This window comes from Acetobacteraceae bacterium, from assembly GCA_004843165.1.
Lineage (GTDB): Bacteria > Pseudomonadota > Alphaproteobacteria > Acetobacterales > Acetobacteraceae.
This window is the reverse complement of the sequence record CP039459.1, coordinates 548,460-572,325: the sequence shown is the minus strand read 5'-3', so window position 1 is coordinate 572,325 and position 23,866 is coordinate 548,460. Positions and strand designations below refer to the sequence as shown.

27 protein-coding genes are annotated in these 23,866 nt (G+C 45.2%); 24 read left to right on the top strand and 3 right to left on the bottom strand.

What is annotated here, in order from left to right; genetic code table 11:
* The first annotated feature begins 16 nt into the window (after positions 1–16).
* Entirely contained in the window at positions 17–1,024 is a 1,008-nt protein-coding gene (locus FAI41_02790; GenBank protein ID QCE32593.1) for a DNA polymerase III subunit delta, read from the top strand.
* 16 nt (positions 1,025–1,040) lie between these two features.
* Here FAI41_02790 and minE read toward each other — a convergent pair whose 3' ends face one another.
* The 3 genes from minE to minC form a co-directional block, all read right to left on the bottom strand.
* Entirely contained in the window at positions 1,041–1,313 is a 273-nt protein-coding gene (gene minE, locus FAI41_02785) for a cell division topological specificity factor MinE (GenBank protein QCE32592.1), read from the bottom strand.
* 21 nt (positions 1,314–1,334) lie between these two features.
* Entirely contained in the window at positions 1,335–2,141 is an 807-nt protein-coding gene (gene minD, locus FAI41_02780; protein QCE32591.1) for a septum site-determining protein MinD, read from the bottom strand.
* A 246-nt stretch (positions 2,142–2,387) separates the two neighbouring features.
* Entirely contained in the window at positions 2,388–3,122 is a 735-nt protein-coding gene (minC, locus tag FAI41_02775) for a septum formation inhibitor MinC (protein ID QCE32590.1), read from the bottom strand.
* A gap of 391 nt (positions 3,123–3,513) precedes the next feature.
* On the opposite strand from minC, the gene rplK reads away from it, so the two are divergent.
* From rplK to rplE, 23 genes are all read left to right on the top strand, one after another.
* A complete protein-coding gene (rplK, locus tag FAI41_02770; GenBank protein ID QCE32589.1) occupies positions 3,514–3,948 on the top strand; it encodes a 50S ribosomal protein L11 in 435 nt (144 codons plus the stop codon).
* Between the two features lie 3 nt (positions 3,949–3,951).
* The gene (locus FAI41_02765) at positions 3,952–4,647 is read left to right on the top strand and encodes a 50S ribosomal protein L1 (protein ID QCE32588.1); all 696 of its coding nucleotides are present in this window, start codon (positions 3,952–3,954) and stop codon (positions 4,645–4,647) included.
* A 291-nt stretch (positions 4,648–4,938) separates the two neighbouring features.
* Positions 4,939–5,454: a 50S ribosomal protein L10 gene (locus tag FAI41_02760; protein ID QCE32587.1), complete on the top strand. Its 516-nt coding sequence runs from the start codon at positions 4,939–4,941 to the stop codon at positions 5,452–5,454.
* A gap of 100 nt (positions 5,455–5,554) precedes the next feature.
* The gene (locus FAI41_02755) at positions 5,555–5,926 is read left to right on the top strand and encodes a 50S ribosomal protein L7/L12 (protein QCE32586.1); all 372 of its coding nucleotides are present in this window, start codon (positions 5,555–5,557) and stop codon (positions 5,924–5,926) included.
* Between the two features lie 272 nt (positions 5,927–6,198).
* Positions 6,199–10,386 (top strand): DNA-directed RNA polymerase subunit beta, encoded by a 4,188-nt coding sequence (gene rpoB, locus FAI41_02750; protein ID QCE32585.1) that lies wholly within the window; start codon positions 6,199–6,201, stop codon positions 10,384–10,386.
* A 122-nt stretch (positions 10,387–10,508) separates the two neighbouring features.
* On the top strand, positions 10,509–14,870 hold the full coding sequence (rpoC, locus tag FAI41_02745; GenBank protein QCE32584.1) for a DNA-directed RNA polymerase subunit beta': 4,362 nt from the start codon (positions 10,509–10,511) through the stop codon (positions 14,868–14,870).
* 205 nt (positions 14,871–15,075) lie between these two features.
* The gene (locus tag FAI41_02740; GenBank protein QCE32583.1) at positions 15,076–15,447 is read left to right on the top strand and encodes a 30S ribosomal protein S12; all 372 of its coding nucleotides are present in this window, start codon (positions 15,076–15,078) and stop codon (positions 15,445–15,447) included.
* 12 nt (positions 15,448–15,459) lie between these two features.
* Positions 15,460–15,936 (top strand): 30S ribosomal protein S7, encoded by a 477-nt coding sequence (rpsG, locus tag FAI41_02735; GenBank protein QCE32582.1) that lies wholly within the window; start codon positions 15,460–15,462, stop codon positions 15,934–15,936.
* 76 nt (positions 15,937–16,012) lie between these two features.
* Positions 16,013–17,203, top strand: a complete 1,191-nt coding sequence (tuf, locus tag FAI41_02730) for an elongation factor Tu (protein QCE32581.1) — start codon at positions 16,013–16,015, stop codon at positions 17,201–17,203.
* A gap of 121 nt (positions 17,204–17,324) precedes the next feature.
* On the top strand, positions 17,325–17,633 hold the full coding sequence (gene rpsJ, locus FAI41_02725) for a 30S ribosomal protein S10 (protein ID QCE32580.1): 309 nt from the start codon (positions 17,325–17,327) through the stop codon (positions 17,631–17,633).
* Between the two features lie 8 nt (positions 17,634–17,641).
* Positions 17,642–18,325, top strand: coding sequence for a 50S ribosomal protein L3 (locus FAI41_02720; protein QCE32579.1), 684 nt, complete (start codon positions 17,642–17,644; stop codon positions 18,323–18,325).
* Between the two features lie 23 nt (positions 18,326–18,348).
* Positions 18,349–18,978 carry a 50S ribosomal protein L4 gene (gene rplD / locus FAI41_02715; protein ID QCE32578.1) on the top strand — a complete coding sequence of 210 codons (630 nt, stop codon included), beginning with the start codon at positions 18,349–18,351 and terminating at the stop codon, positions 18,976–18,978.
* Entirely contained in the window at positions 18,975–19,316 is a 342-nt protein-coding gene (locus FAI41_02710; GenBank protein ID QCE32577.1) for a 50S ribosomal protein L23, read from the top strand. The genes rplD and FAI41_02710 overlap by 4 nt, the downstream gene beginning before the upstream one ends.
* Before the next feature lie 8 nt (positions 19,317–19,324).
* Positions 19,325–20,155, top strand: coding sequence for a 50S ribosomal protein L2 (gene rplB / locus FAI41_02705; GenBank protein ID QCE32576.1), 831 nt, complete (start codon positions 19,325–19,327; stop codon positions 20,153–20,155).
* 13 nt (positions 20,156–20,168) lie between these two features.
* On the top strand, positions 20,169–20,447 hold the full coding sequence (rpsS, locus tag FAI41_02700) for a 30S ribosomal protein S19 (protein ID QCE32575.1): 279 nt from the start codon (positions 20,169–20,171) through the stop codon (positions 20,445–20,447).
* Between the two features lie 6 nt (positions 20,448–20,453).
* Positions 20,454–20,909, top strand: coding sequence for a 50S ribosomal protein L22 (locus FAI41_02695; protein ID QCE32574.1), 456 nt, complete (start codon positions 20,454–20,456; stop codon positions 20,907–20,909).
* A 3-nt stretch (positions 20,910–20,912) separates the two neighbouring features.
* On the top strand, positions 20,913–21,590 hold the full coding sequence (gene rpsC, locus FAI41_02690; GenBank protein ID QCE32573.1) for a 30S ribosomal protein S3: 678 nt from the start codon (positions 20,913–20,915) through the stop codon (positions 21,588–21,590).
* A 31-nt stretch (positions 21,591–21,621) separates the two neighbouring features.
* Positions 21,622–22,041 carry a 50S ribosomal protein L16 gene (gene rplP, locus FAI41_02685; GenBank protein ID QCE32572.1) on the top strand — a complete coding sequence of 140 codons (420 nt, stop codon included), beginning with the start codon at positions 21,622–21,624 and terminating at the stop codon, positions 22,039–22,041.
* The gene (gene rpmC / locus FAI41_02680) at positions 22,038–22,292 is read left to right on the top strand and encodes a 50S ribosomal protein L29 (protein ID QCE32571.1); all 255 of its coding nucleotides are present in this window, start codon (positions 22,038–22,040) and stop codon (positions 22,290–22,292) included. Before rplP ends, rpmC begins: the two co-directional genes overlap by 4 nt.
* A 12-nt stretch (positions 22,293–22,304) precedes the next feature.
* A complete protein-coding gene (gene rpsQ, locus FAI41_02675) occupies positions 22,305–22,574 on the top strand; it encodes a 30S ribosomal protein S17 (protein ID QCE32570.1) in 270 nt (89 codons plus the stop codon).
* Positions 22,571–22,939 carry a 50S ribosomal protein L14 gene (rplN, locus tag FAI41_02670; protein QCE32569.1) on the top strand — a complete coding sequence of 123 codons (369 nt, stop codon included), beginning with the start codon at positions 22,571–22,573 and terminating at the stop codon, positions 22,937–22,939. Before rpsQ ends, rplN begins: the two co-directional genes overlap by 4 nt.
* A gap of 2 nt (positions 22,940–22,941) precedes the next feature.
* Complete coding sequence (locus FAI41_02665; GenBank protein QCE32568.1) at positions 22,942–23,259, top strand: 50S ribosomal protein L24; 318 nt, start codon at positions 22,942–22,944, stop codon at positions 23,257–23,259.
* 10 nt (positions 23,260–23,269) lie between these two features.
* Complete coding sequence (gene rplE, locus FAI41_02660; protein QCE32567.1) at positions 23,270–23,839, top strand: 50S ribosomal protein L5; 570 nt, start codon at positions 23,270–23,272, stop codon at positions 23,837–23,839.
* Positions 23,840–23,866 lie beyond the last annotated feature (27 nt).

Below are 23,866 nucleotides of genomic sequence, written 5' to 3'. Positions count from 1 at the left end.
AAGGCAGGGTGGGAAAATGAAAATTTCTGTTAAAGAGACGCATACTGTTCTCGCGACACCTCAGAATTATCATGCCATGCTTTTTTATGGCGATGATTTGGGCCTGATTGCAGAGAGGACAAGAGAACTTGCGCTAAAAGTAAGCGAGAAAGATTCTTTTCGATTGGTCACAATCGGGGGAGATGAAATAGAGCGCTTTGCCGAGGAATATGGTGCAATTTCTTTTTTTGGTGGTCGGCGTGTCATTGTTCTAAGAGATGTCACAGATGCGGCGCTAGCGCCGCTAAAAACAGCCTTGGAAGCGGTCAACGCTTCGGATAGGGATATCCCTCTGATTTTAATGGAGGGAGGCAATCTAACCTCAAAATCCCGCCTACGTAAATATGCTGAAAAAGCGCCTAAAATTGCTGCGATAGGTTGCTACCCGCCGACAGGACAAGAGATTTCAGACTGGATTAGACGAGAACTTGCACGTGAGAACATTACCCTAACGCAAGATGCGGAGATTTGGCTTTCCACCCATATGGAAGGAGATCGGGCGCTCTTAAGATCAGAAATTGAAAAATTCTGTCTTTATGCGACGCCAAATGTGCCTTTGGACAAAGAGGATTTACAAGAGATTACAGGTGATACGGCTTCCGCAGATATGGGGGAAGCCATACAATGGGCTTTTGCAGGACATTATCCCAAAGCCGATGCTGCTTTTCGAAGGGCGCTTACCGAGGGACAGCATCCAATCGCTTATGCAAGAGGGGTTTTTTATCAAATACGTCGATTGGAAAAGGCGAGGATAAGTGTTGAGGCTGGAACAAGTCCTGCCCAAGCTGTTGCTACACTGCGTCCGCCCATTTTTTGGCGTGATCGGGATAAATTTACGGCCTCTGTGAAGCGCTGGTCTTTGTCTGCGCTTCAAAAAGCGGGAAAGATTACCCTGCAACTGGAGCAAGCATGTAAGCAAAATGGCCCGCCTGCAGAACTTCTTGCATGGCGTCATCTTGCTTGGCTTTCAAGAAAACAACGTTAGAGAGAAGGTATCTCTCTTAGCGCTTTAGACCTTTTGGAAATCCGATATCAATTTCGACACCAGATTGATCTTCCCGTTGTTTAAGGTCAATATTGAGGCTTTTACGATCAATAGGGAAGTATTTTTCAACAACCGTAACAATATCCTCTCGTAGAGCCAGCAGAAGTTCTGGGTCAAGCCCACAGCTTCCACGCTCATGCGTTAAGAGAATTTGAAGCCGTTCTTTTGCAACTGAGCTGGTTGAAATAGGTTTTGGCTTTTTCGCCCCGAAAATGCGATCAAATATCATTGTTCACCCCTCTTTATAGCATTAGCGCCCGAATAAAAAACCAAGGACGCCCCGTTTCCCAGATGGGACAACAAGCTCAAGATCTTCGCCCTGTAAACGTCGTCCAGCGTCTTGATAGGCCTGACCGGGAGGGCTATTAGGGGCATAAATTGTAACAGGTTCACCCTTATTCGAAGATTCAAGAATGAACTTGCTTTCAGGAATGACGCCAATCAATGGAATGGAAAGGAACTCTTCGACTTCTTCGACTTTGAGCATTTCCTCACGTGCGGCACGAACGGGATCAAAACGTGTGACCAATAAATATTTTTGAACACGTCCGCCGTCGGCAACTTTCTTTGTTTTGCTGTCTAAAAGACCGATAATGCGGTCAGAGTCACGAATTGAGCTCACTTCTGGATTGGTGACAATCACAGCTTTGTCTGCAAAATACATGGCATGCTGCGCACCATTTTCGATACCTGCTGGGCTGTCACAGAGAATATAGTCAAAACTTTTGGAAAGCTCTTCGATAACTTTAGCAATCCCATCAAGGGTAAGGTTATCCTTATCTTTTGTCTGGGAGGCAGGAAGAATGGAAAGCGTTTCGCATTTCGGATAGCGGATGAGGGCCTGAGAAAGTTTTGCATCCCCTTGAATGACATTGATGAGGTCAAAAACAACCCGACGCTCTACACCCATGACCAAGTCTAAGTTTCGGAGGCCGACGTCGAAATCTACCACCACTACGTTTTTTCCGGTTTTGGCTAGTGCAGCACCAAGAGCTGCCGTTGAGGTTGTCTTTCCAACCCCGCCTTTTCCAGAGGTAATAACAATGACTTCAACCATAGACCCGGCTGACTCCTTTAAAAGAAAATGTCAGAATATTTTAGACAAAAGATTCTGAGAACGTTAAATAGAAAATCTATTAAGGTCCTGAAAGTTTATACTATGCGTTCTACATAAAGAAGCAAGAAAAAGTAAAGAAATCTAGAAACTAAACAAGCTTGTGCTATTTAAGCAACAGATTGCGTTTATTTGGCTTCTACTTCTTTTGGTTTTAGCTTCCATTGCAGTTTCATTAACTTTTACAGGCTATTTCTTAGTGCTTTTTGTGCTTGTTACTGTTTTTGATGATGGAATGCCTAAAAGTTCAACACGTTTATTGATCAGTTTTGCTTGTGCTGGTTTTCCAATAAGATCGGCTGGAAAATTTTCAAGAACGGAATAGTAACCATCAATAGCAATGAGCTCAGCTTCAAATTGCTGTGCAATCACACGTGCGTCAGAGGCGCCCTCAAGCCCTGCAATCGCACGACCACGAAGCGCCCCATAAACAATAATAGAGCCTCCGGCAATAATTTCAGCACCCCAAGAAACATTTCCCATAATAATGACATCCCCCTCAGCATGCTGGAAAAGCTGTCCGGAACGAATGGTCTCTTCAATAATGAGCGCTGTTTTTTTTGGCTGTTGCTGTGCTTCTTCGGCAAGTTCACTTTGAAGGGGAATAAGTTGACCGCCATTGTTGGGGGCAATTGGAATATTCCATTCTTTTAAGCTCGGCCAATAGGCCGCTTGACCTTCGACACCTGTGATAAAGAGTCCCATGTCCCTCAAACGTTGGGGAAGAGCTGTTAGTTGAGGCGTATTTTCCTTAACTTCGGAAAGGTCTAAAATAACCGCACGTCCTCGAAAAAGGTGAGGCGCTGTCTCGATTTCCCGCTCTAAGGCGGAGAGCCACAAATCAATAGGATTTTCCGGCATAAGGACTAAGGCTAAAAAAGAGCGATGCCCGGCTCGAATATGTGGCAGATTTTCAGCGGTCATAAAATATACTCAGTTTAAAGTTTAGTTCTGTGTAAAGTAGGTCAATTCACTTGAATTTCCAAAAAAAAATTCGATAAATGAACTTTAAGAAAATATTTACTTAGAGATTTGTCGCTTTTTTTCAACTCTTCTCTTAAAGGTCTTGTTTAGGCTGTCATAAAACAGTCACACCTTTTTCCAAGTGAAATGCTGTATTTCTTTTGGCGTGTTCCGTGTTTTTTAATAATGAGTTAAAACACATCTTCAGGGTTGTCATTTTTTTCTATTTCAGTTAATGACAGGTCTCTTAATAAGAATAATTATCGAACGCGGAAGGGGGGCCTTTTGTGCGACTCCTGTTTGACCGCGGTTCGGAATCATTATTTTTCATTATTTGAAAGGTTTCCGGATTATGGCCAAAAAAATTGTTGGCTACATTAAACTACAAATTCCGGCTGGTAAGGCGAACCCTTCACCACCAGTCGGTCCTGCGCTTGGTCAGCGTGGCCTTAACATTATGCAATTCTGTAAAGAATTCAATGCGGCAACGCAGGGTATGGAAGCAGGGATGCCAATTCCTGTCGTGATTACTGCATATGCAGATCGCACATTCAGCTTTATTACAAAAACACCGCCAAACACATATTTCTTGCTCAAAGCAGCAAAAATTACAAAAGGTTCTCAAACCGTTGGTCGTGCTGCTGAAGTCGGATCTGTTACGGTCGATCAGCTTCGTGAGATTGCTGAAATCAAGGCAAAAGACTTGAATTCACATGATGTCGAAGCAGCCGTGCGTATGCTGATTGGTTCCGCCCGTTCCATGGGCATTAAAGTGACGGGAGCTTAATTCATGGCGATTAAAAGCAAAAAACAAAAAGCAATCGCAGAAAAGCTTGATATTGCACGCGCTTATCCATTGGAAGAAGCCGTTAAGCTTATTCGTGAATTTGCAACCTCTAAGTTTGATGAAACAATTGAAGTTGCTTTGCGTCTCGGTATTGACCCACGCCATGCGGATCAAATGGTTCGTGGCATGGTCTCTTTGCCACATGGTACCGGTAAAAATTTGCGTGTTGCCGTTCTCGCACGTGGTCCAAAAGCTGAAGAAGCTAAGGCCGCTGGTGCAGATATTGTCGGCGCTGAAGATTTGGTTGCTGAAATCCAATCTGGTAAGATTGACTTCGATCGCTGCATCGCAACGCCGGATATGATGGCGCTTGTTGGGCGTTTGGGTAAGATTCTTGGGCCTCGTGGTTTGATGCCAAACCCACGTCTTGGAACCGTTACCATGAATGTTAAAGAAGCTGTTGAAAGCGCTAAAGCTGGTCAGGTTGAATATCGTGCTGAAAAAAGCGGTATTGTGCATGCAGGTGTTGGTAAAGCTTCTTTCGATGAGAAAAAGCTTGAAGAAAATATTCGTGCACTTCTTGATGCTGTCCAAAAGGATAAGCCATCAGGTGCAAAAGGTGTCTATATGAAAGCCCTTTCTGTCTCCTCAACAATGGGGCCAGGAATTGCTGTAGATATGTCTGGAATTACGCAATAATCCATTCTGGATTGTTTTAACGGAATAAGAGGGGGGTGTTCTCCCTTCTTTCTGCCTGAGAGCGCACGCTGGACTTTTTAAGGGTTCTAAATATCTTTATTCACCTGGATAAAGAGGCGGGTGTGAGGTGGAAGAGGAAGTTTTTAAGTTTACGTTCGTCCAAAGAATAATCTTTTGGCGTTTTGTGACAAATCTTCTCTTCAGCCAAAGTGGCAGGTTGGCTTAATCTTAATTTCAAGGTGAAGCTGACAAAACTGGCTGGACGCATAAGAGCGTCTAAAGGAGGTGCGTTTGAACCGCAATGAGAAAGAAGCTTTAGTCACATCGCTGGCTAAAGTATTTGAGACCGCAAATATTGTGATTGTCTCCCGAAATGAGGGTCTAAATGCCGACGAGACGAGTGAACTTCGTCAAAGAATTCGCTCTGCTGGTGCGTCATATAAGGTTGCGAAAAATCGTTTGGTGACACGGGCTTTACCGAATACATCATACGAAAATCTTGCTGACCTTTTCCAAGGTCCAACAGCAATTTCATGGGCAGATGAGCCTGTGGCCGTTGCAAAAGCGCTTACCGATTTTGCAAAAACGAACAAAAAGCTCGTTGTTGTTGGTGGTGCTCTTGGAAACCAAGTTCTTGATGAGAACGCAATTAAGGCCTTGTCTGAATTGCCATCTCTTGAAGAGCTTCGTGCCAAACTTGCTGGCTTGGTTGTGAGTGTGCCGTCTAAAATTGCTAGATTGGCGCAAGCGCCTGCTAGCCAGATTGCACGTCTTGCAGCAATGAAACCTGAAGGGGAAGAAGCTTAATCTTCAAAGCCTTAAAATTTAAGGCAATGGGGATAAAGCATCTGACAATTTACAAAAATTTTTGTGAATATATTTTTAAGTGACGAATAAGGATTAAAAAATGGCTGATTTAGCTAAAATTGTTGACGAACTATCTGCTCTTACAGTTCTAGAAGCTGCTGAGCTTTCCAAACTTTTGGAAGAAAAATGGGGTGTTTCTGCTGCTGCGCCTGTCGCTGCTGCCGCTGCTCCTGCTGCTGCTGGTGCCGCTGCTGAAGAAAAGACAGAATTTGATGTCATCTTGGCAAATGCTGGCGCAAAAAAGATCAACGTCATTAAAGAAGTCCGTGGTATCACAGGGCTTGGCTTGAAAGAAGCTAAAGACTTGGTTGAAGGCGCACCAAAAACACTTAAAGAAGGTGTTTCCAAAGACGAAGCTGACAAGATCAAAAAAGCTCTTGAAGAAGCTGGCGCAACAGTCGAAGTTAAATAATTATTTAACTTTACTGGCAAGTCCGTATAAAGGGGATTTTTCCCTTATTGGGCTGGTTGAGGAAGGGAGATGTTTACATCGCCCTTCCTTGCCGTTTGTGAGAAGTTATAATAATACGGGCGTGGGGCAGTGCATATATATGTGCTAAGTTAAAGATATTTATAGAAGTAAAAATTGCGCCAAGTGGCGACAGTAAAGCGTAAAGCATAGGGATGAAACTTTTTTTGTTCCAAAATTCTCTGGTGTTTAAGACGGCGGGCAGGAGTTACTAAATGGTAAAAGAGAAAGCATTTAATGCGAAAAAGAAGATTCGGAAAAGCTTTGGGCGCATCCCTGAAGTCGTAACAATGCCGAATCTTATTGATGTTCAGAGAGCCTCTTATGAGAGCTTTTTGCAGCGTGACGTTGATCCTGATTCTCGTTCGCCTTCTGGGCTTCAGGAAGTTTTTCGTTCCGTATTTCCAATTCATGATTTTGGCGGACGTGGTCGTCTGGACTTTCAACGTTATGAATTTGAAACACCCAAATATGATGTTGAGGAATGCCTGCAGCGTGGCTTAACATATTCAGCGCCTTTGCGGGTTATTTTGCGTTTGACGACTTGGGATATTGATGAAGATACGGGAGCCCGTACAATTCATGATCTTAAGGAGCAGCCTGTTTATATGGGGGAAATGCCCCTAATGACAGAGAATGGCACCTTTATTGTTAACGGAACAGAGCGTGTTATTGTTTCTCAGATGCACCGTAGCCCAGGTGTTTTCTTCGATCATGATAAAGGTAAAACACATTCTTCCGGTAAGTATCTCTATACAGCACGTGTGATTCCTTACCGTGGTTCATGGCTCGATTTTGAATTTGATGCAAAAGATATTCTTCATGTTCGAATCGACCGTAAGCGTAAGCTGCCCGTGACAACGCTTCTTTATGCGCTTGAAGGTGAAAATTCCATCAAAGCACGCAATAAAAAGGCAGAAGAGGGCGGAGATGTTGATGCTCTAGACATCCAGGGAATGGATCAGGATGAAATTCTACGTGAATTTTATGATACCGTTTCTTTCTTCCGTCATGGAAAAGGCTGGGCACGTTCTTTTGATTCTGAATTTTTCCGTGGTCTGAAATTGCTTTCTCCATTGGTAGATGCCGATACTGGGGAAGTTGTTGCGGAAGCCGGGGCGAAGTTGACAGCACGTATCACCAAGAAAATTGCTGAAAACACAAAAACGGTGAGTGCAACAGCGAACGATCTGATTGGGCGTTTGGTTGCGCGCGATATTGTTAATAAAAAAACAGGTTTGATTTACGCAGAGGCTGGTGAGGAAATCACGGAAGAGCTTCTTGCTGAAATTCAAGAGGCGCACGTTAAAGAATTGCCAACCTTGGCTGTGGATGCTTCTCATGGTCCTTGGATCAGAGATACAATGATGGCGGATAAAAACCGTACACGTGATGAGGCGCTGATTGATATTTATCGCATCATTCGTCCGGGTGAGCCACCAACCCGTGAAGCGGCAGAAGCCATGCTGAGCGGCCTTTTCTTTGATGTTGAGCGCTACGATCTTTCCCCTGTTGGTCGTGTGAAAATGAACATGCGCCTTGAAGAGGATGTTCCAGATACAGTTCGTACGCTACGCAAAGAGGACATTATCCGCACCATTAAAGTTCTTTGTGACTTAAAAGATGGCCGTGGTCAGGTTGATGATATTGATAACCTTGGAAATCGTCGTGTCCGTTCCGTTGGTGAATTGATGGAAAATCAGTATCGGATCGGTCTGTTGCGTATGGAGCGTGCCATTCGTGAGAGAATGAGTTCTTCTCCAATCGATACAGCGATGCCGCACGACTTAATCAATGCAAAACCTGCTGCAGCAGCTGTTCGTGAGTTCTTCGGCTCATCACAGCTCAGTCAGTTTATGGATCAAACCAATCCACTTTCAGAAGTGACACATAAACGTCGTCTTTCTGCTTTGGGCCCAGGGGGTTTGACACGTGAGCGTGCAGGGTTTGAAGTCCGTGACGTTCATCCAACCCATTATGGTCGTATTTGCCCGATTGAAACGCCAGAAGGTCCAAATATTGGATTGATTAACTCTCTGGCAACTTATGCCCGCGTGAATAAATATGGTTTCATTGAAACGCCTTATCGCTTGGTGCAGGATGGTGTTCTTCAGGACGGCTTTAAATATCTCTCCGCAACGGAAGAGGAAAAACTTACCGTTGCGCAGGCAGATGCGGCGCAAGATCCTAAAACAGGTCGTTTAACCAGCGAATTGGTTTCTGTTCGTAAGTCTGGTGACTTCCGTTTGGTACCGCCAGAGCAGGTGACAGCTTGTGACGTTTCTCCAAAACAGCTCGTTTCTGTGGCCGCTGCTTTGATTCCCTTCTTGGAAAACGATGATGCGAACCGTGCATTGATGGGATCCAACATGCAGCGTCAGGCCGTGCCATTGGTTCAGTCTGATGCGCCGCTTGTCGGCACAGGAATGGAAGCGGCTGTTGCCCGTGATTCTGGTGCGGCGATCGTTGCAAAACGTGGCGGTGTTGTCGATCAGGTCGATGGTGCCCGTGTGGTTATCCGCGCAACAGATGACGAGGACAATATTGAGGGCGTTGATATTTACCGTTTGCGTAAATATATGCGTTCTAATCAATCCACTTGTATCAATCAGCGTCCTTTGGTTAAGGTGGGTGAACGTGTTGCTGCTGGTGATATTATTGCAGACGGCCCTTCCACAGAGCAGGGTGAGCTTGCGCTAGGTCGTAACGTTCTTGTGGCCTTTATGCCATGGAATGGTTACAACTATGAGGATTCTATTCTCATTTCAGAACGTATCGCACGTGATGATGTCTTTACTTCCATTCATTTGGAAGAATTTGAAGTCATGGCCCGTGATACAAAACTCGGACAAGAGGAAATCACACGTGATATTCCAAATGCCGGGGAAGAAGCGCTTAGAAATCTTGACGAGGCCGGTATTGTTTATGTCGGTGCAGAAGTCGAGCCGGGTGATATTCTCGTTGGTAAGGTGACCCCAAAAGGGGAAAGCCCAATGACACCGGAAGAAAAGCTCCTACGTGCTATCTTTGGGGAAAAGGCTTCAGATGTCCGTGATACGTCTTTGAAGCTTCCACCAGGCACAAGTGGAACCGTTGTTGATGTGCGTGTTTTCTCCCGCCGTGGTGTGGATAAAGATGAACGTGCAATGGCCATTGAGCGCAATGAAATCGAACGTTTTGCAAAAGATCGTGACGATGAGTGTGCCATTCAAGAACGCAACTTCCATGACCGTTTAAAAGCACGTCTTGTGGGTCAGGAAGTCGGTGCCGCAACAAAATCCAAAACGGTTAAAAACCTTAAAAAAGGGGATACGGTCACGTTAGAACTCTTGAGAGAAATCCCACGTTCTAACTGGAGAGATATTCCTTTAGCCGATGCAGATACCGCAACTTCTATTCAGACAATTTGTAAAGAATATGATGCGGCGGTTGCACGGATTAATGCCCATTTCGAGGATAAAGTTGATAAGCTACAACGTGGTGATGAACTTTCCCCGGGCGTAATGAAAATGGTCAAAATTTTTGTTGCGGTGAAGCGTAAGCTTCAGCCAGGTGACAAAATGGCTGGGCGTCATGGAAATAAGGGTGTGGTCTCCCGTGTTGTGCCAATTGAAGATATGCCATTCCTTGAGAACGGAAAGGCTGTTGATATTGTTTTGAACCCATTGGGTGTGCCTTCTCGTATGAATGTCGGGCAGATCCTCGAAACCCATCTCGGCTGGGCATGTGCCAATATTGGCCAAAATATTGGTGAAATTGTTGATGATTATCAGCGCACAGGTGAGCGTCGTCAGGAACTTCTGGATGCCTTAAAAGATGTTTATGGCGATCGTGTCTTCAAAGAAGATATTGCAGAGATGTCTAATGATCAGCTTTTTGAGTTGATGAAAAACATCCGTAAAGGTGTGCCTATTGCAACCCCAGTCTTTGACGGAGCTTCTATTCCAGATATTGAAAAAATGCTGGAAAAAGCGGGTGTTGATGTCTCTGGGCAGTCTCAGTTGATTGATGGGCGTACAGGGCAGAAATTTGAGCGTAAAACAACCGTTGGTTATATTTACATGCTTAAACTGCATCACTTGGTCGATGATAAAATCCATTCCCGTTCCATTGGGCCTTACTCTCTCATCACCCAGCAGCCGCTGGGAGGTAAAGCGCAGTTCGGTGGGCAGCGTTTTGGGGAGATGGAAGTCTGGGCATTGGAAGCATACGGCGCAGCCTATACGCTTCAAGAAATGCTTACAGTTAAATCAGATGACGTTTCTGGACGAACAAAAGTTTATGAATCCATCGTTCGTGAGGATGAGGATTTTGAAGCGGGTATTCCGGAAAGCTTTAACGTTTTGACAAAAGAGTTGAAATCACTTGGTCTTAACGTCGAGCTGGAACAGGGCTCTAACTGAGTTCGGTTCTTTCGGAGACACGTTTAAATAAATAATAAACGAGCTTTATAAGCTCTTAAGGTAGAATGGGGAGATGGTTTTAGTCATTTCCCCAAACTTCCCGGCAAGCAGGATAGTGGCGAATGAAAGAGATCACCAAAATTTTAGGGACTTCACCAGAACAGGGGGCTTTTGATCAGATTAGAATCCGTCTGGCCTCTCCTGAGCAAATCCGCTCATGGTCCTTTGGAGAAATCAAAAAGCCTGAAACCATTAACTACCGTACCTTTAAGCCAGAACGTGACGGGCTTTTCTGTGCGCGTATTTTTGGTCCAACCAAAGATTATGAATGTCTTTGTGGTAAATATAAACGGATGAAATTCCGTGGGATTATTTGCGAAAAATGTGGCGTTGAAGTCACTTTGGCAAAAGTCCGTCGTGAGCGCATGGGGCATATTGAGCTTGCGTCTCCTGTAGCGCATATCTGGTTCTTGAAATCCCTTCCAAGCCGTATTGCGACTTTGTTGGATCTTCCTCTCAAGGATGTGGAACCTGTCCTTTATTTCGAGAAATTTTTTGTTCTGGATAAAGGTATTTGCGATTCAGAGGAAATTGAATCCTTCAAATATGCAAAGAGACGTGATCAGTATCTTCTTGATGAGGAGCGCTGTGAAGATCTTCTGGATATGTATCCGGATGCAGGTCTGGATGTCGGTATCGGTGCAGAAGCCATTAAGAAGGCGCTTTCAAGCTATGATTGGGGTATTCCAAATGAGGAAGAACGCCTTTTAAGCCGAGCCGCAAAAGAATCTGGAGAGCCAGATCCTTTTGATTACGATGCCGAAATCACAGATGAAGATTCTGAAAAAACCATTTTGCGTAAAAAACTTCGTAAGGCAACTTCTGAAGCCGCCAGAAAGAAACTGGTTAAACGCTTAAAAATGGTTGAAGCTTTCGTGGAAAGCGGTGGAAAACCAGAATGGATGATTTTGGATGTTATTCCGGTCATCCCACCTGAACTCCGTCCATTGGTGCCATTGGATGGTGGTCGTTTTGCGACTTCTGATCTAAATGATCTTTATCGTCGTGTGATTAACCGTAACAACCGTTTAAAACGTTTGATGGAGTTGCGTGCGCCGGACATTATCGTTCGTAATGAAAAGCGTATGCTTCAAGAATCTGTCGATGCTTTGTTTGACAATGGGCGTCGTGGCAGAGCCATTTCTGGCGGAAATAAACGTCCGCTAAAATCGCTTTCAGATATGTTGAAGGGGAAGCAGGGGCGTTTCCGTCAAAACCTTTTGGGAAAACGTGTTGATTATTCGGGTCGTTCCGTTATCGTTGTGGGGCCTGAACTGAAATTACATCAGTGTGGTCTTCCAAAGAAAATGGCGTTGGAACTCTTTAAACCATTTATTTATGCCAAGCTTGAAAAATATGGCCATGCCAATACGATCAAAGCAGCAAAGAAAATGGTTGAAAAAGAACGTCCAGAAGTTTGGGATATTCTTGAAGAGGTCATTAGAGAACATCCCGTCTTCCTTAACCGTGCGCCAACATTGCATCGTTTGGGGATTCAGGCGTTTGAGCCAATTTTGATCGAGGGTAAAGCCATTCAGCTTCATCCGTTGGTCTGTACAGCTTTTAACGCTGACTTTGACGGGGATCAGATGGCCGTTCACGTTCCGCTCTCGCTGGAAGCTCAGCTTGAAGCACGTGTGCTTATGATGTCCACCAATAACATTCTCAGCCCTGCCAATGGTAAGCCAATCATTGTGCCTTCTCAGGATATTGTGTTGGGGCTTTATTACCTCAGCTTGGAAACACCTGAATTTAAGGCTACGCCGGATACGGCTGAGTTTGAAAAAGATCCAGCAACAGGCAAAGAAGTTATTAAAACACCTGCGCCAACCGCTTTTGGTTCTATTTCTGAAATCGAAGCCGCTCTTGCTGCAGATGAGGTGACCCTCCATCAAAAGATTCGTTTACGTTTCAAAGAGATGGATGAAAACGGGGAAATGGTTTCCAAAGTGGTTGTTACGACACCAGGTCGTGCGATCATTGGTCTCATTTTGCCGAATAATCCGCACATTTCTTACAGTCTCATCAACCGTCAATTAACCAAAAAGACCGTCTCTGGCGTTATTGATATGGTTTACCGTCATTGCGGCCAAAAAGATGCCGTGATTTTCTGTGACCAATTGATGGCGATTGGCTTCCGTCATGCAGCATTGGCTGGGGTTTCCTTCGGTAAAGACGACATGATTGTGCCAGCAGCAAAAGCCAAACTGGTCGACCGTGCGGCCGCTGAGGTTAAAGAATTTGAACAGCAATATCAGGATGGTTTGATTACTGCTGGTGAACGTTACAATAAAGTGGTTGATACATGGTCACGTTGTACCGATGAGGTTCAGGCGGCCATGGTTGAAGCTATTTCTGCTTCTGAAATCGGTAAACCAACCAACTCTGTCTGGATGATGAGTGACTCCGGTGCCCGTGGGTCGCCAGCACAGATGAAACAGCTCGCAGGGATGCGTGGTTTGATGGTGAAGCCTTCAGGTGAAATTATTGAACAGCCAATCGTTGCGAACTTTAAAGAAGGTCTTTCGGTTCTCGATTACTTCACCTCAAGCCATGGTGCTCGTAAAGGACTTGCTGATACAGCGCTTAAAACAGCGAACTCCGGTTACCTTACACGTCGTTTGGTTGATGTTGCGCAAGATTGCATCATTAGCGATAAGGATTGTGGTACAGAAAGAGGAATCGATGTCCATGTTGTCATGGATGGTGGGGAAGTTGTCGCTTCTCTCGAAGACCGTGCCCTTGGCCGTACTTTAGCTGAGGATGTCAATCATCCTGTTTCTGGTGAATTGCTCTATAAAGCGGGTGTTCTCTTGGATGAAGAGGCGATTGAAGTTCTGGAAAAAGCGGGAATTGAAAATATCAAAATCCGTTCTGTTCTTACCTGTGATAGTCGTGTCGGCATTTGTGCAAAATGCTATGGACGTGATCTGGCACGTGGTACAGAAGTCAATGTGGGTGAAGCTGTCGGTGTTATTGCGGCGCAATCCATTGGTGAGCCGGGAACACAGTTGACAATGCGTACCTTCCATATTGGGGGAACGGCGACACGTGGTGCTGAGCAATCTATGGTTGAAGCAGCCCGTGACGGTAAAGTAACGATTGCAAACCATAACGTGGTTGTGAATTCACATAAAATTCCTGTGGTTATGTCCCGTAATTGCGAGATCATCCTCTCAGATGAGCAGGGTGTGGAACGTGCCCGTTATCGTGTGCCTTACGGCTCTAAATTGATGGTTTCTCAAGATGAAAAAGTTACACGTGGTCAAAAATTGGCCGAGTGGGACCCATACACCTTGCCAATCATTACAGAGCAGGCCGGTCGTGTTGAATATGTGGATCTCATCGATTCCATTACTTTGATGGAGCGTATGGATGAGGTTACAGGCCTCGCCTCTCGTGTCGTTGTTGACTATAAACAAGCTGCTAAAGGTGTTGATTTACGTCCACGTCTTCAGTTGAAAGATGAAAAAGGGAATATTGAGAGACTGGCAAACGGTAACGAAGCCCGCTACTTCCTCTCCCCAGATTCTATTCTTTCTGTTGAAAATGGCGCTGAAGTTCATGCGGGTGATGTGCTTGCACGTATTCCACGTGAAGGTTCAAAAACCCGTGATATTACTGGTGGTCTTCCACGTGTTGCTGAATTGTTCGAAGCACGTAGCCCAAAAGACCATGCTATTATTGCTGAAAATAGCGGCCGTATTGAATTCGGACGGGATTATAAAGCAAAACGTTGCATCGTTGTTAAAGACGATGAAACAGGAGAGCAGACAGAATATCTCATTCCTAAAGGAAAACGTATTTCCGTTCAGGAAGGTGACTTTATTCAAAAAGGTGATCCATTGGTGGATGGCCCACGTGTTCCGCATGATATCCTGAAAGTTCTTGGGGTTGAGGCGCTTTCTGAATATCTGGTGAATGAAGTTCAAGATGTGTATCGTCTTCAGGGGGTGAAGATTAACGATAAACATATTGAAGTGATTGTTCGTCAGATGCTCCAGAAGGTTGAGATTACCAATCCGGGCGATTCGGTTTGGTTGCTAGGTGAAGTTGTGGATCGTCTTGTCTTTGATGCGGAGAATCGTGAATTAGAAGAAAGTGGGCGTAAGCCTGCCGAAGCTTCTCCTGTTCTACAGGGGATCACAAAGGCCTCCTTGCAGACCGAATCCTTCATTTCTGCAGCCTCCTTCCAAGAAACCACACGTGTGCTGACAGAAGCTGCCAGCTCAGGTAAGGTAGATCATCTTGGGGGACTGAAAGAAAACGTTATTGTTGGGCGCTTGATCCCAGCAGGAACGGGCGGAATGATGCGTCAAATGCGCAAAATTGGAGAAAAAGCTTCTCCTTTAGCGGCACATGATGCGGAAATACTTGCTGAAGATACAGCCTCTTTAGGGGTTGAAATGGAAGACGAGTCCTGACTTTCGTGTAAAGTAGCACTTAAGTCACGCTCTTTCCTCTATATGGCCTAGGACTTGACGGGGCAGAAGATAAAAGGTTATTTTTCTGCCCCACTAGGTTATTTAAGTTGCGACTGCGTAATAACGTAGTTATATTTTCACAGATAACTAAAGTTTTGCGAATTCTATAGAATCGCAGACAGAATAAAAGGATTGAATAAGGCGAATGCCCACTATTAACCAGCTCATTGCTAAAGGTCGCCAGCCGGCGGCTAAACGCAACAAGGTGCCAGCCTTGCAGGGATGCCCTCAGAAACGCGGGGTTTGCACCCGTGTCTATACCGTAACGCCAAAAAAGCCGAACTCAGCTTTGAGAAAAGTGGCCAAGGTCCGTCTGACCAATGGTTATGAGGTGGTGAGTTATATTCCTGGTGAAGGTCATAACCTTCAGGAACATAGCGTTGTCCTTATTCGCGGCGGACGTGTAAAGGATTTACCAGGTGTGCGCTATCACATTGTTCGTGGTGTCTTGGATACGCAAGGTATTCCAAAACGTCGTCAGAGACGTTCACACTACGGTGCAAAACGTCCGAAATAAGGAGAGTAGGGAATGAGTCGTCGGCATAGTGTTGAAAAGCGCGAAATTCTTCCAGATCCAAAGTTTGGAGATGTCGTGTTAACCCGTTTCATGAATGTCATGATGTATGACGGGAAAAAATCTTTAGCAGAGCGCATCCTTTATGGTGCTCTGGATAGCTTAGCCAAAAGGGGCGGCCCGGATGCAGATCCAGTGGCCATGTTCCATTCGGCTTTAGATAATGTTAAACCTCAAGTTGAGGTTCGCTCTCGTCGCGTTGGTGGTGCCACTTATCAGGTTCCAGTTGATGTGCGTGCAGAACGTCGTCAGGCTCTGGCTATTCGCTGGATTGTTGACGCAGCGCGTAAAAGAAGCGAAAAGACAATGTGTGATCGCCTTTCACAAGAGTTGTTTGATGCGATTAATAATCGTGGATCAGCTGTTAAAAAGCGCGAGGATACCCATCGTATGGCCGAAGCCAACCGTGCTTTCAGCCATTATCGTTGGTAAGTCTTTTTAATTTTTGTTGGTAAATATAAAGGTTACAACCTGTTAAAAACAGGGAAGTTTTTAGGAAGGATAGGTTATGGCTAAAGCTAAGTTTGAGCGGAATAAACCGCATTGCAACATTGGCACCATCGGTCACGTTGACCACGGTAAAACATCTTTGACAGCTGCGATCACAAAAACGCTTGCTAAAAGAGGTGGCGCAGAATACAGCGCATATGATCAAATTGATAAAGCCCCAGAAGAAAGAGCACGTGGTATTACAATTTCCACAGCTCACGTTGAGTATGAGACAGACAACCGTCACTATGCTCACGTCGACTGCCCAGGCCATGCTGACTATGTTAAAAACATGATCACAGGTGCGGCTCAGATGGATGGCGCAATCTTGGTTGTGTCCGCTGCTGACGGTCCAATGCCACAGACTCGTGAGCACATCTTGCTTTCACGTCAGGTCGGTGTTCCTGCACTTGTCGTTTTCATGAATAAAGTTGATCAGGTTGATGATCCTGAGTTGCTTGAACTCGTGGAAATGGAAATTCGTGAGCTTCTTTCTTCATACGAATTCCCAGGCGACGATATTCCAATTGTCCAGGGTTCCGCTTTGGCAACATTGGAAGATGGTGATGCCTCCATCGGTGAAGACAAAGTTCTTGAATTGATGGCAGCTGTTGATGCTTACATTCCACAGCCAGAACGTCCAATTGATCGTCCATTCTTGATGCCAATTGAAGACGTTTTCTCAATTTCCGGTCGTGGTACAGTTGTTACCGGTCGTATTGAGCGCGGTGAAATCAATGTTGGTAACGAAGTTGAAATCGTTGGTCTTAAAGACACAACAAAAACAACTGTCACCGGCGTTGAAATGTTCCGTAAATTGCTTGATCGTGGTGAAGCAGGTGATAACATCGGTGCATTGTTGCGTGGTACAAAACGTGAAGATGTTGAACGTGGTCAAGTTCTTGCAAAACCAGGTTCCATTACACCACACAGCGAATTCAAAGCTGAAGCATATATTTTGACAAAAGAAGAAGGTGGTCGTCACACCCCATTCTTCACCAACTATCGTCCGCAGTTCTATTTCAGAACAACAGACGTTACAGGTGTTGTTGAGCTTCCAGAAGGCGTTGAAATGGTCATGCCTGGTGATAACATTGCTATGGATGTTAAACTGATTGCTCCGATTGCTATGGATGAAGGCTTGCGCTTTGCTATCCGTGAAGGTGGTCGTACAGTTGGTGCGGGTGTTGTCTCTTCCGTTAAGAAATAATATCTGCTATTAAACTTAGACGGCCTTGGGAGTCTTGGACTTCCAAGGCCGTCTATTGCATGGGCCTTGCAAAGGTCTTTGTTCATTTTTATTAAAATAATGTAGGGCTCAAAGTAGGATAATGGACGATCAAAATATTCGTATACGCCTAAAAGCTTATGACCACCGGGTGCTCGATAGCAGTACTCGTGATATTGTAAACACAGCGAAAAGAACGGGGGCTCGGGTACGTGGTCCTATTCCCCTCCCGACACATATTGCGCGCTTTACGGTTAACCGCTCACCACATATTGACAAAAAGAGTCGTGAGCAGTTCGAAATGCGTACGCATCGCCGCTTGTTGGACATCGTTGAACCAACACCACAAACAGTTGACGCGCTTATGAAGCTCGACCTTGCTGCTGGTGTTGACGTCGAAATTAAACTTTGAGGGCAGATATGCGTACCGGACTTATTGCAAAAAAATTAGGAATGAGCCGTATCTTCAAAGAAGACGGTGTCAGCATTCCCGTAACACTCCTTCAACTTGATAATGTTGAAGTTGTTGATGTTAGAACAATCGAACGTGACGGATATGCCGCACTTCAGCTTGGCTACGGCGAAGCGAAAGCAAAGCATGTCAGCAAGCCAAATCGTGGCCATTTTGCAAGTCAAAAAGTTCAGTTGAAAAAGAAACTTGTTGAGTTTAGAGTAGCTGAGGATGCCGTCCTTGATGTTGGTACCCAGTTAACAGCAGCTCACTTTGTCCCAGGTCAAAAAGTTGACGTTACGGGAACAAGTAAAGGTAAGGGATTTGCCGGTGCTATGAAACGGCATAACTTCCGTGGTTTGGAAGCATCCCATGGTGTGTCCATTAGTCACCGTTCGCACGGTTCTACTGGTCAGCGCCAAGATCCTGGAAAAGTTTTTAAGGGAAAGAAAATGGCTGGTCACATGGGTGATCGCCGTGTAACAACTCAGAACCTTGAAATCGCAGCTGTGGATCAAGAACATAACTTAATATTTATTAAAGGAGCTGTTCCAGGCTCTAAAGAAGGTTACGTCCTTGTTTCTGATGCTGTTAAAAAGCAGCGCCACCCAGAAGCCCCATATCCAACACATGTGGCTGAAGCGGCGCAATAAGATATTAGATAAGGCTGGAATAAATGGAAGTTGAAGTAAAAAATCTGGGAGGTGAGGCAAAAGGTAAAATGCCTCTTTCCCAGGAAATTTTTGGCATCAAGCCACGCACCGATATAATGGCGCGCGTGGTGCTCTGGCAGTTGGCGAAAGCCCGTTCCGGTAATCATGCTATTAAAAGTCGTAGTGAAGTTTCAGGAACAACCAAAAAGGTCTATCGTCAGAAAGGTACGGGTTCTGCTCGTCACGGTTCTGTGCGTGCGCCTCAGTATCGTACTGGTGGTGTTGTTCATGGTCCTGTGCTGCGTTCGCATGCTTACAGCTTACCGAAGAAAGTAAGACGTCTTGGTCTTCTTTCAGCACTTTCTCAGAAAGTCGCGGAAGGTAAAATTCTTCTTATCGAAGAAGCTGCAGGTATTGCAAAAACAAAGCAGGCTGCTGAAACTGTTAAAAATCTAGGACTAGAATCCGCACTCTTTATCGATGCGGCTGTTAATCCTGAATTTTCAAATGCCATTGCAAACGTAATTGGGCTGGATGTCCTCCCGGTTGCTGGTGCAAACGTGTATGATATTCTAAAACATGACACTTTGGTTTTGACACGTGCAGCTGTCGAAGGTCTTGAAAAGCGTCTATCAAAAGGAGCTGCAGCATGAGTGTAAAACAAATTTACGCAAATAAAAAAGCTGTCGCTGCTTTGTCCGATGCTGAATTGCTCGACATTGTTCGCACACCTGTCATTACAGAAAAAGCAACCTTTGTTTCCGAAACAGGGCAGTATGTCTTTACTGTTGCACCAACTGCAACAAAAGAAGCTATTCGTCGCGCTGTCGAAGAAATTTTTAAGGTAAGTGTTATCTCTGTTCAAACCTTGAACCAGAAAGGAAAGGTTAAACGTACAAAAGGCCGTGTTGGTACACGTTCTGATGTCAAAAAAGCCTATGTTCGCCTGGCTCCTGGGGCACAGATTGATCTAACAGCCAAGATTGGGTAGGTTTTCAAATGGCATTAAAACATTTTAACCCTACAACTCCCAGCAATCGCGGAACGGTTCTTATTGACCGTAGCGGTCTGTGGAAGGGTAAGCCCGTAAAAACCTTGACCGAAGGTAAAACTTCAACAGGTGGGCGTAATAATCACGGTCATATTACAGTGCGTTTCCGTGGTGGTGGGCATAAAAAAGCTTATCGTCTCATTGATTTCCGTCGTCGTAAATTTGACGTTGCCGGAGAAATCGAACGTATTGAGTACGATCCAAATCGTACAGCATTTATTGCTTTGATCCGTTATGAGGATGGAGAACTTTCTTATATCCTCGCACCTCAGCGTTTGCAGGTCGGTGATAAAGTTATTGCTGGTGAAAAAGTCGATGCAAAACCAGGGAATGCAATGCCATTGCGTTCAATGCCTGTCGGAACCATTGTCCATAATATTGAGCTAAAGCAGGGTGCAGGTGGAAAGCTTGCGCGTTCCGCTGGTACATATGCTCAGTTGGTCGGTAAAGATAGCGGTTATGCTCAGCTTAAACTCCAATCTGGCGAATTACGCTTGGTTCGTGGTGAATGTATGGCAACGGTTGGCGCAGTTTCCAATCCTGACAATATGAACCAAAGCCTAGGTAAAGCAGGTCGTCAAAGATGGAAAGGGCGTCGTCCTCATAACCGAGGCGTTGTCATGAACCCGGTTGACCATCCACACGGTGGTGGTGAAGGCCGTACATCTGGTGGTCGTCATCCTGTTACACCTTGGGGTAAACCAACCAAGGGCTTCAAGACCCGCAATAACAAAAAAACTGATCACTTGATCATCCGTCGTCGTAAAACGGGTAAATAAGGAGTTTTAAAAGATGGCACGTTCCGTCTGGAAAGGCCCGTTTGTCGACGGGTATCTTTTTGCAAAAGCTGAGGCAGCCAGAGAATCTGGTCGTAACGAAGTTATTAAGATTTGGTCCCGCCGGTCCACAATCCTTCCTCAGTTCGTTGGTCTAACCTTTGGTGTCTATAACGGGCGTAAATTCTTGCCTGTTCAAGTTACTGAAAATATGGTTGGCCATAAATTTGGTGAGTTCTCACCAACCCGTACCTATACGGGTCATGGTGCAGATAAGAAAGCAAAGAGGGGATAATTCATTATGGGTAAACAAAAAGCTCCCCGCACTTTGCCTTCAAATCAGGCTCAAGCCGTATTGCGCAACCTAAGAGTTAGCCCACGCAAGCTTAATGAAGTTGCACAAGTCATCCGCAACCAAACTGCTGAAAAAGCATTGGATACATTGACTTTCTCACGCCGTCGTATTGCACAAACCGTTAAAAAGGTTCTTGAAAGTGCGATTGCTAACGCCGAAAACAATCATCAGCTTGATGTTGATCGTTTGGTCGTTCGCCGTGCAGAAGTTGGTAAAGCTCTTGTCATGAAGCGTTTCCACGCTCGTGCTCGTGGCCGTGCCGGCGGTATTCAAAAGTTTTTCAGTCATTTGTTGATTGTTGTTGAGGAAGTTCCAGAAGGTCAAGACCTTGTTAAGGCTCCTCGTGGCTCTAAAAAGTCTCCTGCAACCTCTTCTGACTCTACAGAAAAAAAGGCAGCCTAAGATATGGGACATAAAGTAAATCCAGTTGGACTGCGTTTAGGGATTAACCGTACTTGGGATAGCCGTTGGTACGCTGGTGAGACCTATGCAAAACAGCTTCATGAAGATATTAAACTCAGAGAGTTCTTGCGTAAGAAACTTTCAGGTGCAGGTGTTTCCCGCATCGTGATTGAACGCCCAGCTAAAAAGCCGCGCGTGACCATCTATGCAGCTCGCCCTGGTGTGATTATCGGTAAAAAAGGTCAGGATATCGACACGCTTCGTAAGGAGCTAAGTCGTATGACCAATGCTGACGTCTCCCTAAATATTGTTGAAATTCGCAAGCCGGAAATTGATGCGACATTGGTTGCTGAGAATATTGCTCAGCAGTTGGAACGTCGTGTAGCATTCCGTCGCGCAATGAAACGTGCTATTCAATCTGCTATGCGTCTTGGCGCTCAGGGTATTCGTATTACCTGCAGTGGCCGTTTAGGTGGCGCAGAAATTGCCAGAGATGAAAAATATCGTGAAGGTCGTGTGCCATTGCATACACTTCGTGCCGATATTGACTATGGTACAGCTACCGCTCAAACAACTTATGGGGCTTGTGGCGTTAAGGTCTGGATCTTTAAAGGTGAAGTTCTTGGCCATGATCCGCAAGCGCAAGATCGTAAGGCAGCTGAACAAGCGCCTCAACGCTGATTGCAGATACTAGGTAATAGGAATATAGATTATGCTTTCTCCAAAGCGTACCAAGTTTCGTAAGGTTCGCAAAGGGCGTATTCATGGCATGGCCAAGGGGGGTACGCGTCTAAACTTTGGGACTTACGGTCTAAAGGCTCTTGAGCCCGAAAGAATTACAGCCCGTCAAATCGAGGCCGCTCGTCGTGCGATTACACGTGCGATGAAGCGTGCTGGACGTGTCTGGATTAGAGTTTTCCCAGATCTTCCGGTGACAGCAAAACCTGCTGAAGTCCGTATGGGATCTGGTAAAGGTAATCCAGAATATTGGGCTGCACGTGTTAAGCCAGGAAGAATTCTTTTTGAGATTGAAGGTGTTTCACCTGAAATTGCTCGTTTGGCATTCTCTCTCGCGGCGGCAAAATTACCAATTAAAACTAAATTTGTCAGCCGTTTAGGAGAAGGTGCATGAGCAAGGTCAAGGCTGATAGCTATAAAATCGAAGAACTTCGCAGCAAAAGCATTGATGAGTTGCGCGGATTGTTGGTTGAGCTTAAAAAAGAGCAAATCAACCAACGTTTCCGTTTGGCAACGAGTCAGCAAGAGAGCGCTGCAGAAATTGCAGTCGTTCGCAAGGCTGTTGCTCGTATTAAATTACTTCTTAGCGAAGAACGTAAAAAAAATAATAACGCAGCGCCTAAAGCGTCTGCCGCTCAGTCGTAGGGGAGAGGTTACTTGCCTAAACGCGTCTTAACTGGCCGGGTAACCGGTGACAGGATGGATAAAACCGTTACGGTTCTTGTGGATCGTCGGATTAAACATCCTTTGTATAAAAAATTCATTCGTCGCTCTAAAAAATATGCGGCGCATGATCCTGCAAACGAATGTCACGTTGGTGATATCGTTCGCATTGAAGAATGTGCACCAATTTCCAAGCGTAAAACTTGGAAAGTGATTTTCCGCAATGATCAGCCTATCGCTGCATCAGAGGAGAAGACGGCATGATTATTGTTGAATCAAATCTAGAGGTCGCCGATAACTCCGGCGCCCGCCGTGTCCAGTGCATTAAAGTTCTTGGCGGATCTAAGCGTAGAAGCGCTTCGGTCGGTGATGTTATCGTTGTCTCTGTTAAAGAAGCTATTCCTCGCGGAAAAGTGAAAAAAGGGGACGTTCATCAGGCTGTTATCGTGCGCACTTCTTATCCTGTGCGTCGTGCTGACGGTTCGACCATTCGTTTTGATAAAAATGCTGCAGTTCTTTTGAACAAACAGTCGGAGCCAATTGGTACACGTATCTTTGGTCCGGTTGTTCGTGAGCTCAGAGCTAAGAAGTTTATGAAAATTATTTCATTGGCTCCGGAGGTGCTATAAACATGGCTGCACGTATTAAAAAAGACGACACCGTTTTGGTTATCACGGGTAAATCTCGTGGTCACCGCGGTAAAGTTCTGCAAGTTTTCCCAAAAGAAGGGAAAGCGATCGTTGAAGGTGCTGCTTTGGCAAAACGTCACAGCAAACCTAATCGTATGGGTGAAGGTGGCGGAATTGTTGAAAAAGCAATGCCGATCGACCTTTCCAATCTTAAACTGATTGATCCAAAAACGGATAAACCTACAAAAGTAGGTTTCCGCGTGGAAGATGGCAAAAAAGTACGTATTGCCAAAGCCACTGGTGAAGTCCTTGATGTCTAAGGGGCACGAAATGTCAGAAAAAAACGCTTCTGCTTCTGCGCCACGTTTGTACGATCTGTATAAGCGCGAAATCCGTTCGAAGTTGAAGGAAGAATTTTCATTTAAAAATGAAATGGAAATTCCACGCCTTGAGAAAATTGTTCTTAATATGGGTGTTGGCGAAGCTGCAGCTGACCAGAAAAAACTGGATGCTGCCGTTGCTGATATGACTCTTATTTCGGGTCAAAAAGCGGTCAAAACCCGTGCGCGTAAGGCTATCGCAGGATTTAAAATCCGCGAGGGTCTTCCAATTGGCTGCATGGTAACATTGAGAGGGGAGAGAATGTATGAATTTCTTGACCGTCTTATCAATATTGCGATGCCACGTATTCGTGATTTCCGTGGGTTGTCTTCTAAAAAAGGCTTCGATGGAAATGGCAATTACGCACTAGGTCTTAAAGAGCAGATTATTTTCCCTGAAATCGACTATGATAAAGTTGATTCCGTTCGTGGGATGGATGTGATCTTTGTTACCTCTTCGAGAGAAAACAAAGAAGCACATGCGTTGTTAAAAGCCTTTAATATGCCATTTACGGCCTAAGGGTTTTATAACTTACGCTTTTAAGAT

Excerpts from the sequence above, each read along its gene's own strand:
- FAI41_02695 (QCE32574.1), top strand. The coding sequence starts at position 20,454 with ATGGGTAAACAAAAAGCTCCCCGCACTTTGCCTTCAAATCAGGCTCAA.
- rpsC (QCE32573.1), top strand. The coding sequence starts at position 20,913 with ATGGGACATAAAGTAAATCCAGTTGGACTGCGTTTAGGGATTAACCGT.
- rplP (QCE32572.1), top strand. The coding sequence starts at position 21,622 with ATGCTTTCTCCAAAGCGTACCAAGTTTCGTAAGGTTCGCAAAGGGCGT.
- rpoB (QCE32585.1), top strand. The coding sequence starts at position 6,199 with ATGGTAAAAGAGAAAGCATTTAATGCGAAAAAGAAGATTCGGAAAAGC.
- rplE (QCE32567.1), top strand. The coding sequence starts at position 23,270 with ATGTCAGAAAAAAACGCTTCTGCTTCTGCGCCACGTTTGTACGATCTG.
- rplK (QCE32589.1), top strand. The coding sequence starts at position 3,514 with ATGGCCAAAAAAATTGTTGGCTACATTAAACTACAAATTCCGGCTGGT.
- rpoC (QCE32584.1), top strand. The coding sequence starts at position 10,509 with ATGAAAGAGATCACCAAAATTTTAGGGACTTCACCAGAACAGGGGGCT.
- minE (QCE32592.1), bottom strand. The coding sequence starts at position 1,313 with ATGATATTTGATCGCATTTTCGGGGCGAAAAAGCCAAAACCTATTTCA.
- FAI41_02710 (QCE32577.1), top strand. The coding sequence starts at position 18,975 with ATGAGTGTAAAACAAATTTACGCAAATAAAAAAGCTGTCGCTGCTTTG.
- rplN (QCE32569.1), top strand. The coding sequence starts at position 22,571 with ATGATTATTGTTGAATCAAATCTAGAGGTCGCCGATAACTCCGGCGCC.
- rpsS (QCE32575.1), top strand. The coding sequence starts at position 20,169 with ATGGCACGTTCCGTCTGGAAAGGCCCGTTTGTCGACGGGTATCTTTTT.
- rpsJ (QCE32580.1), top strand. The coding sequence starts at position 17,325 with ATGGACGATCAAAATATTCGTATACGCCTAAAAGCTTATGACCACCGG.
- minD (QCE32591.1), bottom strand. The coding sequence starts at position 2,141 with ATGGTTGAAGTCATTGTTATTACCTCTGGAAAAGGCGGGGTTGGAAAG.
- FAI41_02765 (QCE32588.1), top strand. The coding sequence starts at position 3,952 with ATGGCGATTAAAAGCAAAAAACAAAAAGCAATCGCAGAAAAGCTTGAT.
- FAI41_02740 (QCE32583.1), top strand. The coding sequence starts at position 15,076 with ATGCCCACTATTAACCAGCTCATTGCTAAAGGTCGCCAGCCGGCGGCT.
- FAI41_02755 (QCE32586.1), top strand. The coding sequence starts at position 5,555 with ATGGCTGATTTAGCTAAAATTGTTGACGAACTATCTGCTCTTACAGTT.
- rplD (QCE32578.1), top strand. The coding sequence starts at position 18,349 with ATGGAAGTTGAAGTAAAAAATCTGGGAGGTGAGGCAAAAGGTAAAATG.
- minC (QCE32590.1), bottom strand. The coding sequence starts at position 3,122 with ATGACCGCTGAAAATCTGCCACATATTCGAGCCGGGCATCGCTCTTTT.
- rpmC (QCE32571.1), top strand. The coding sequence starts at position 22,038 with ATGAGCAAGGTCAAGGCTGATAGCTATAAAATCGAAGAACTTCGCAGC.
- rpsG (QCE32582.1), top strand. The coding sequence starts at position 15,460 with ATGAGTCGTCGGCATAGTGTTGAAAAGCGCGAAATTCTTCCAGATCCA.
- tuf (QCE32581.1), top strand. The coding sequence starts at position 16,013 with ATGGCTAAAGCTAAGTTTGAGCGGAATAAACCGCATTGCAACATTGGC.
- rplB (QCE32576.1), top strand. The coding sequence starts at position 19,325 with ATGGCATTAAAACATTTTAACCCTACAACTCCCAGCAATCGCGGAACG.
- FAI41_02790 (QCE32593.1), top strand. The coding sequence starts at position 17 with ATGAAAATTTCTGTTAAAGAGACGCATACTGTTCTCGCGACACCTCAG.
- FAI41_02720 (QCE32579.1), top strand. The coding sequence starts at position 17,642 with ATGCGTACCGGACTTATTGCAAAAAAATTAGGAATGAGCCGTATCTTC.
- FAI41_02665 (QCE32568.1), top strand. The coding sequence starts at position 22,942 with ATGGCTGCACGTATTAAAAAAGACGACACCGTTTTGGTTATCACGGGT.